Here is a 7,846-nt window from a genome sequence, read left to right as displayed (position 1 = left end):
CCGCCCTTTTCAGCCAGGATCTTCGTGATCGCAGCCGTCAGCGAGGTCTTGCCATGGTCAACGTGACCGATGGTGCCGATGTTGCAATGCGGCTTGTTCCGCTCAAATTTAGCCTTACCCATGGGGCTTTACATTCCTCTAACCGAGTGGATGCGATGTGCTGACACTACGCGGTCGCGCGAACGGCGCCGGGGGGTTGGAGCGGGTGAAGGGAATCGAACCCTCACAACCAGCTTGGAAGGCTGGGGCTCTACCATTGAGCTACACCCGCACAGTGGGTACGGATGAAACCCCCGTTTTCCGAACCGAGTCAACCATTCCGAAAAATGGCGGCCCGTTTCGACCGTTGCCTGAACCATGCACCCGGCCGGCTCCCCTGCCGAGGGCATCGTTCAACCCGGTTTTGCCGCGAAGCAAAACACGAGGCGATGCAAGTGGCCGGTTCCTTACCCGATCACCCCCGCCCTTGCAAGATCAATCTAAGCGACACCTGATGTGGAGAAAAATTGCAGCGGCCCGAAACGACAAAAGCGCCCCCGAAGGAGCGCTTTGTTGGTCACGGAAGGCGATGGTGGAGGAGGTTGGATTCGAACCAACGTAGACATAAGTCGGCAGATTTACAGTCTGCTGCCATTGACCGCTCGGCCACTCCTCCAGACGCCTCGTCCGCTCCGAGGAGCAGCGCGACGGCCGGGGAAATACGAGGTCGCGGCCCTCCCTGTCAACGCTATTTTGTTCGAAGCGAGAGATTTATCCGCTAACCCTTGCATCAAGGCCCCGGTAACGGCAGGCTCTGGCCCATGAAAAAACCTGATCGCCGTAATGCCCCCCAGGGCAAATCTTCTCATTCCCCGTCCGGTCCCCGTGGCCGGGACGAGCGCCCAGCCCGCGCCAATGCCCCTGCCCCGCAGGCGCAACCCGCCCGCGAGCCCCGCCCGGAAGGACGCCCGGACGCCCGGACAGATCGGGGCCCCCGCCCCAATAAAGGCAGCGGCAAGGGCGGCAGCGGCCAGCCCTGGCTTTATGGCCACCACGCTGTGCGCGCGGCACTTGCCAACCCCAACCGCAAAAGCCGCCGCCTGCTGTTGACCGAGGAAGCCGCCCGCGACTGGAAGCCCGTCGGCTCTCTGCGGCCGGAAGTGGTCGAGCGCATCACCATCGAGAGTGTCTTGCCCGGCGGTGCCGTTCATCAAGGCATCGCCCTGCTGGCCGATCCGCTCGAAGAGCTGGGCCTGGAGGATGTGCTGTTCACCGCAGCCCCCGATGCGGTCTTTGTCCTGCTGGATCAGGTGACCGATCCCCATAACGTCGGCGCCATCCTGCGCTCCTCGGCCGTCTTCGGCGCCGCCTGCGTCATCCAGACCGACCGGCATGCCGCAACGGCTACAGCGACGCTCGCCAAGGCCGCCTCCGGCGCGCTGGACAAGGTGCCGCTGGTGCGCGTGGTCAATCTTGCCCGCACCATCCGCCAATTGCAGGAGGAAGGTTTCTTCGTCGTCGGCCTCGACGGGCAGGCGGACAAGACCCTGGACGAAGCGGTCATGCCGGGCCGCCTCGCGCTGGTCATGGGGGCAGAAGGCGACGGACTGCGCCGCCTGACGGTCGATAGCTGCGACACACTCGGCCGTCTTCCGGCAGCCGACGATTTTGCGTCGCTGAACGTCTCCAACGCGGCGGCAGTCGCCCTTTACATCGCGTCCAAGCGGTGATGAGCCTCTCGCTCGCCCCTGCCCGCGCGCAAGACTTCGAGCTGCTGCTGGCCTTACGCATTCTGGTGATGCAGCCACAGCTTGAACGCATCGGTCGTTTCGACCCGATCCGGGCACGCGAGCGCTTCGCCAAAGTCTTCAATCCGGATACTGCCCGCCTGATCATGGCGGGCGGTATCCAGATCGGCTGCGTTGGCATGACGCCGGGAACCCCGGACTGGTCGCTGGATTATCTCTATCTCGAACCTGAATTGCAGGGGCGTGGGATCGGTGGTCGGGTCCTGGATTGGGTGCTGGCTGAAGCCGATCAGGCTGGCGCGCCGGTCGTGGTCGAGGTTCTGCGCAACAGCCCGGCCATCCGCCTCTATGAACGGGCCGGGTTCAAGCAGTTCGACATGAAGGAACACGACGTCTATCTCCGCCGCGCTGCTGCAAAGCCCACCGGTTAACGGACGGTCAGGCTCGCCCGCCAACTGGCCTTGTCCTGTTCGAACCAGACCGGCGGAGTGACCCAGGCGGCGACGGTGCCGATCACCCCCAGGACCAAGACCCAGCGGCGCCACTGGATGTCCAACGTGCTGGTCATCAGCCAGATCGCGACTCCGGCAATGACATAGCTGGGATAGATCCAACTGGCGGCGACATGCCAGAACCAGCTACCGACAGATCCTGCCGCCAGCGGTACGAACAAGGCCAGGGCAACAAGGCCGGGGCGCCTGCGCTCGCGAAACAGACGCACCAGCATCAGGATCAGCAAGGGGCAGACAACCAGGATCAGCGCCACAATAGCGCCAAGCGCCAGCCCCGGCCTGCCCCCGAACAGGATCAGCCAGTCATAGCCTGCAAAATCGGCCGGGATGCCGTGGAGCGGGCCGCTCCAGGCTGCCAGAGCATAGCGCGGCGCCCGGGTCGAGAGGAGCAGTTGCAGGATCATGACGGCGCTGAGCGCGATCAACGGCGGCAAACCGACCAGCAGATATCCCGCGATGGCCGACTTTCCATCCACAATTTGGCGATAGAAGATCGGCAGCACGGTCAGCACCGCCATCAGCACATAGATACCGTTGGGGTCCGACACCATCAGCAGCCCCAGGACGAGCCCGGCCGTCATCTGGGACTGCACATCGCCGATGGCCTCCAGGCGCGAACACCAGAAGACCAGCGCCGCGAAGATCCCCAGCGAAAGCAGCCGCGGCTGCCCCGAAACCGCGAGATACAGCAGGAAGGGATGCGCCGCGAAACTTAAGGTCAGGACCACTGCTTCCCAGCGCTTCCAACCCCGGCGGATAATCCAGGCACAGAAATAGGCCGCCATCAGGGCTGCGATCCCCACCGTGACCAGCACCAGGAACCAGGGCTGCACGCCCGGGATCTGGCGGAAGACCAGCACCAGGATGATCGTCAGCCACTGCCCGCCCGAGGAGGCCAGGGCCTCTACCGGCACGCTCCACAGCCGCTCGACCGTCGGAATGGTGAAACCGCTGCGGATGGAGATGAACGCCAGCGCGGCAAAAACGATGGCCAGCACCACGCCGACAGCCGCCGCCGTTCGGCCCAGCGGCTTCTTCGGCGTATGTCCCAGGACCTCAACCATTCTTCGCCTCGGCTGCCTTGGCGAGCGCCTGATGGGTGGCGGAGCTGGTGCCGTGCTGGGTCTTCTCCCAATAGTGCGGATTGAAGATCAGTTGGCTCAGCGCCTTATAGGCCGCGATCGAATGCATGATCCAGTAGAAGGGCTGCAGCAGCCCATAGGGCACGAGGTCGTAATATTGCCGTTTGAAGGCCGCCACGACCCCGAAATAGATGTAGAGCAGGTTGGCAACCAGCAGGTTGAACAGCGAGATATAGAGGACGACGGGCGGGAAATACTCACTGATCGCCGGCATCGGCCAGATCAGGGTGACGATGAAGGTTAGCCAAAGGATCGGGTTCAGCAGCACCGTCAGCGGCGGCCCGCCGATGAAGAACTGGAACCCCCAGAAGCCGGTATGGCCCAGCGACTTATAGAGCTTGATCGGATTGCGCATATGGACCAGCCAGGTCTGCATATAGCCCTTGATCCAGCGCGAGCGCTGCTTGATCCAGCTGGGGTAGACGCCGTTGGCTTCCTCGAACGTCGTCGAATTGACGATGCCGACGCGATAGCCCTCCTGCGTCATGCGTACGCCCAGATCCGCATCCTCCGTAACGTTGAAGGAATCCCAGGCGCCAAGCCCGCGCAAGACATCGATCTTGAAATGGTTGGAGGTGCCGCCGAGGGGAATCGGCACCCGCAGCGCATCCAGGCCCGGCAGCAGGAAGTCGAACCACTGGGAATATTCCAGCGTGAACATGCGGGTCAGCAGATTGTCGTCGCGGTTGAAGTAATTGAGGCGCGCCTGGATGCAGGCGACGTTCGGATCAGCCTTGCGGAAGGCGACCACCGCCTTCTTCAACTGGTCCGGTTCCGGCATATCCTCCGCATCATAGATGCAAAGATATTGGCCCCGGGCGAAGCGGAGCGCGTAGTTGCAGGCCTTGGGCTTGGTCTTGGGCTGGGAGTGCGGCACCCGCACGATCTCGAAGATACTGGCCGCACCCAGGGCCTTGGCGGCCTCGATGGTCTCATGATCGCCCGCCTCCAGCACCAGCTTCACGTCGAGCTTGGATTTGGGGTAGTCGAGCTTGCGCACGCTATCCACCAGCAGGGGCAGAACTTCGTGCTCCTTGTACATCGGGATCAGCAGCGTATAGACGGGCAGATCGGCGTCGGACAGGGCCGCCACCTCCTCGACCGTCACCTGCACGTCGATGCGGTGATTGCCGCCCAGCCACGTCAGCAGGAACTTGAAGCAGAAGGTCGCGAGATACAGCAGCGATACAAAGGCCGACACGCCGATTAGCGTCGCCTTGGGTGCCCACCAGAGCCCCAGGATCAACAGCGACAGGATGACCCAGACGGCGATAACCTGCCCCGACACGAAGGTCGCGCGCGCCGAATGCATCGGCATCACCCGCCACAGGCCTTCGCGGGCATCAAGATCGTCCAGCGCCTCGAACCGTTTCTGCACCTCCCACAGCACGTCGAACTTGGAGGTGATGGCGAAACGATAACCGCCTTGCCCGAACCGCCCTACGGCCCAGGTTTCCACATCCTCATTCACATCCATGGTGGCGATGGTGACACTGCCGTCCTCCCCCCGCCGCCAGGGGATCAGGGCCAGATCCAGATAGGTCTGACGCTCCCCCGCATCCGGCAGATCGTCGTCCGGCGGGGTTTCGCGCAGATTGACGAACGGCAGATCCAGCGCTTCGGCCAGTGCCTTGTAATAGCGGAAAGCCGTGGTGTGGCCGCGCGCGATCAGGATCTGACCGACGTTCGATCCCCAGCGCTCCTGCTCTCCCAAAGCCTCATCAAGGTTGGGGGGCGTGATCAGCCCATCCCGCAGCAGGATTTCGGCAGCTTTGACGCTGGCGGCACTGGAATGGCCCAGGGTTTCGAAGCGCATGGCTAGAACCTCCACCAGAGGGCGGTGAAGAGCGCGTGACCGGGGTCGATGTTCCGATTGCCCTGCTCGACATAACCGCCCAGTTGGATAGAGACGGCAGAACTCACGTCATAGACCACCGACAGCTGGGTCTTATAGACATCATAGTCCGATCCGCCGCCATGCTCGTTCGATACCCCAATGGTGTTCAGCTGCTGGACGAGCAGCAGCCAATCCGGCACCGGCCGCAGACCCAATGTTGCGTCGAAGCGAATTTCGTCCGCCGGTTCCTGCAACCGGAAACGATAAGCGCCTTCAAGATTCAGAAAGCCGCTCCAACTGCCCACCGTGAAGCCATGACCGAACAGGATGCGCGGCTCCAGGTCGATCTGCTCGCTGCCGATGCCGGGGCGACGGCTATCGTTGCTGGTGCCCGGCAGCTTCACGAGACCCTGCAAAGACAGCACGCTATTGTCACTGCGCCAGATGCGCTGGCGGGCCGAAAGATCGATATCCGCCAACCCATTGCTGCTCGCCGAACTGCCATTCGCCCGGTCATGGGACAGCCATTGATAGCGCGGCTGCGCGCCAATGGTCAGGCTATCGGTCGCGCCATATTCCAACAGAGGACTCAGCTCGAACCGGCTATAGTCCGATCCGCCAGTGCGCACTCCATCGGCGCTATAGGTCGTATCTGTGCGATACCAGGTCAGCGTGGTGATCAGCTGTCCCGTCCCCTCCCCTTGGGTCCAGGCTCCTGCCGAGGCGGAGAGAGGAACAAAGCCGACAGCGATGGCGAACAGGGCCGCTCTCATCGAACCTCTCCCCGGCGCAGGCGCAGCACGATGAAAAGCGCCAGTGCCGACAGCAGCAGCCAGCCCAGCACAAACAGTTCGGTCCGATAGAGCGTCAGTTGATCCTGAAAGGTCAGCTGTTCAGGATATTCGACCGAGCGGCGTTCCGATTTAGTATCGACGGCCGTCGCGCGTACCCCATCCAAGACCGTAACCGTGCCATCGATACCGCCCGCAACCCGCGCACTGCCCGGCGCACCAGGATAGATCCAGACGGCTTGCCGCCGGGGTGTCTGCACCAGTTGCACGACGCTGGCCTCGACAGGCTGAGCGAGCGACAGAGTCCCTTGACCATCGGGCAGCGCGATATCGACCCGGCCACGTCCGAACTGGACCGGCGCCCCCGCCAGATCGGCAGGCGGCATACGGCCGAACCAGATAGTCGGCCCCCGGTCGATGCCGGTGGTCGGCGCCCCTTCGACAACAGAGATCGACGCCCCCGGCCCGGCGCGGTCATCAATCAGTTGCGCGATGACAGGCAGGAACTCCCGCAGCCGATTGGCATATTCCGGCTGCACGGCCACATGGGCCTGACCATCGGGTGAGATAAACAGATGCCGCAAATCATAGGCATCGACCCGCTGGTCGGTCAGTTCCAGATAGCTCGTGCCGCGCAGCTGGAAGGAGGCGCCCTGCGAGCATTGCCCCGCGCGGGCGAGGTGACGCAGGCGGATTTCCAGCCGTCCGCCGTCGCTGACCAGATCGCCCGGCAGTTCGATCCGGCGACCGTCCAGCCCGAACTCATCCCGGAGCGCGAAGCTGTCGACAAAGGCGCCGTCGATATAGACATCGGCGACCACGATCTCCTGGGCAGACAATTCTGAGCCCTGCCCGAATAGGACGACGGCACGCGGCAGGCGTCCTTGGGGCAGGCGATGAACCGGGATCGTAATGGTCTCGACGGTGCGGGCCTGAAGACGCGCGGTGCGCTCGCGATAGCCCAAGGCCGCCAGGGTCACCTTGTTCGCATCCGGTGCCACGCCCCGCGCCAAGGCGCTGTCGAGCGCCAGTTCCGCCGACTGCACTTCGGGCAGCAGGATCAAGGCGCGGGCAGCCTCCGGCGAGGAGATCTGCAAACTGGCCCCTGCCCGTGCGCTGGAAGCGACGACGGTCGTCGGCTCGCGGGCTCCGGCAATCAGAATGTCCGGAGCATTTCCGGCGGTGATACTGTCTGGCAGATCGACGAATTGCGGGCGGGCGCCGCGCCGCCGCAGCGCGCCATAGATCTCCAGGGCTGCTTCCGACTGCGCCAAGGTAGGCTCGGCCGGAATTCCGACCCGGATATCGCCAACGGCCCGTCGCCAAAGCTCACCGGGCAACGGCAAGGCTCCCGCTCCGCGCTCCACATCGAACGTGCTATCGCCGCTGATCCGCACCCAGCTGGCCGCACTTTCCGCCACCCCGCAATTGCCGATACCTCCCGGCAAGTCGACGTTGAATTCGACCCGGGCATAATCGGCCTGCAGGCTTTCCGCCGGGATCTCGACCGACAGGCGGCTGCGGGCCGTCTGATCCAATTGAACGGTCGCCAGCGGAATCCCGCCAACCCTGACAGTGAGCATCGCTCCTGGCGGCAGCAGGCCGGAGGTTTGGGCATCGAACCGCAGGCGTCCGTCACTGGCACGCGCAGGCAACGGAAAGAAGACCTCCGCCGCAGTCTGAGATGCAGTCAGCAGAGCGCCATCGGCATATCCCAGATCGGCAAGGCGGATGGTATCGGCGTGGGCCATGCCGCAAAGCGCGGCCAGGGCGGTGGCCAGAATCGCGGTTCGTCGTGCGGATGCCATTGGGGCTGGCCTCTTATTCTTCAATACGA

Annotated in this window: 7 protein-coding genes and 2 tRNA genes; 2 read left to right on the top strand and 7 right to left on the bottom strand. The window is 63.6% G+C overall.

Going from position 1 to position 7,846, the window contains the following annotated elements; all coding sequences use genetic code 11:
- The 3 genes from ACFSM5_RS19420 to ACFSM5_RS19410 form a co-directional block, all read right to left on the bottom strand.
- The coding region (locus tag ACFSM5_RS19420; RefSeq protein ID WP_379875273.1) for a GTP-binding protein at nt 1-122 on the bottom strand (122 nt) is incomplete at its 3' end.
- Between the two features lie 75 nt (nt 123-197).
- Nucleotides 198-271: transfer RNA gene (locus tag ACFSM5_RS19415), tRNA-Gly, on the bottom strand.
- Between the two features lie 298 nt (nt 272-569).
- Nucleotides 570-655: transfer RNA gene (locus ACFSM5_RS19410), tRNA-Tyr, on the bottom strand.
- 145 nt (nt 656-800) lie between these two features.
- Between ACFSM5_RS19410 and rlmB the strand changes: the two genes are divergently transcribed.
- Both rlmB and ACFSM5_RS19400 read left to right on the top strand, forming a co-directional pair.
- Complete coding sequence (rlmB, locus tag ACFSM5_RS19405) at nt 801-1,709, top strand: 23S rRNA (guanosine(2251)-2'-O)-methyltransferase RlmB (protein ID WP_379878245.1); 909 nt, start codon at nt 801-803, stop codon at nt 1,707-1,709.
- Nucleotides 1,709-2,158, top strand: coding sequence for a GNAT family N-acetyltransferase (locus ACFSM5_RS19400; RefSeq protein ID WP_379878244.1), 450 nt, complete (start codon nt 1,709-1,711; stop codon nt 2,156-2,158). The genes rlmB and ACFSM5_RS19400 overlap by 1 nt, the downstream gene beginning before the upstream one ends.
- Here ACFSM5_RS19400 and ACFSM5_RS19395 read toward each other — a convergent pair.
- From ACFSM5_RS19395 to ACFSM5_RS19380, 4 genes are read right to left on the bottom strand one after another with little or no spacing between them, the layout of a single operon-like run.
- Nucleotides 2,155-3,303: a hypothetical protein gene (locus ACFSM5_RS19395; RefSeq protein WP_379878243.1), complete on the bottom strand. Its 1,149-nt coding sequence runs from the start codon at nt 3,301-3,303 to the stop codon at nt 2,155-2,157. The two genes, ACFSM5_RS19400 and ACFSM5_RS19395, sit on opposite strands and share 4 nt — an antisense overlap.
- A complete protein-coding gene (locus ACFSM5_RS19390; RefSeq protein ID WP_379878242.1) occupies nt 3,296-5,197 on the bottom strand; it encodes a glycosyltransferase family 2 protein in 1,902 nt (633 codons plus the stop codon). The genes ACFSM5_RS19395 and ACFSM5_RS19390 overlap by 8 nt, the downstream gene beginning before the upstream one ends.
- A gap of 2 nt (nt 5,198-5,199) precedes the next feature.
- On the bottom strand, nt 5,200-5,991 hold the full coding sequence (locus ACFSM5_RS19385) for a transporter family protein (RefSeq protein WP_379878241.1): 792 nt from the start codon (nt 5,989-5,991) through the stop codon (nt 5,200-5,202).
- The gene (locus tag ACFSM5_RS19380) at nt 5,988-7,817 is read right to left on the bottom strand and encodes a cellulose biosynthesis cyclic di-GMP-binding regulatory protein BcsB (protein ID WP_379878240.1); all 1,830 of its coding nucleotides are present in this window, start codon (nt 7,815-7,817) and stop codon (nt 5,988-5,990) included. Before ACFSM5_RS19380 ends, ACFSM5_RS19385 begins: the two co-directional genes overlap by 4 nt.
- Between the last annotated feature and the right edge of the window lie 29 nt (nt 7,818-7,846).

The organism is Lacibacterium aquatile, from assembly GCF_042683105.1.
Taxonomy (GTDB): Bacteria; Pseudomonadota; Alphaproteobacteria; order Elsterales; family Elsteraceae; genus Lacibacterium; species Lacibacterium aquatile.
This window is presented reverse-complemented; position numbering and strand designations above follow the sequence as displayed.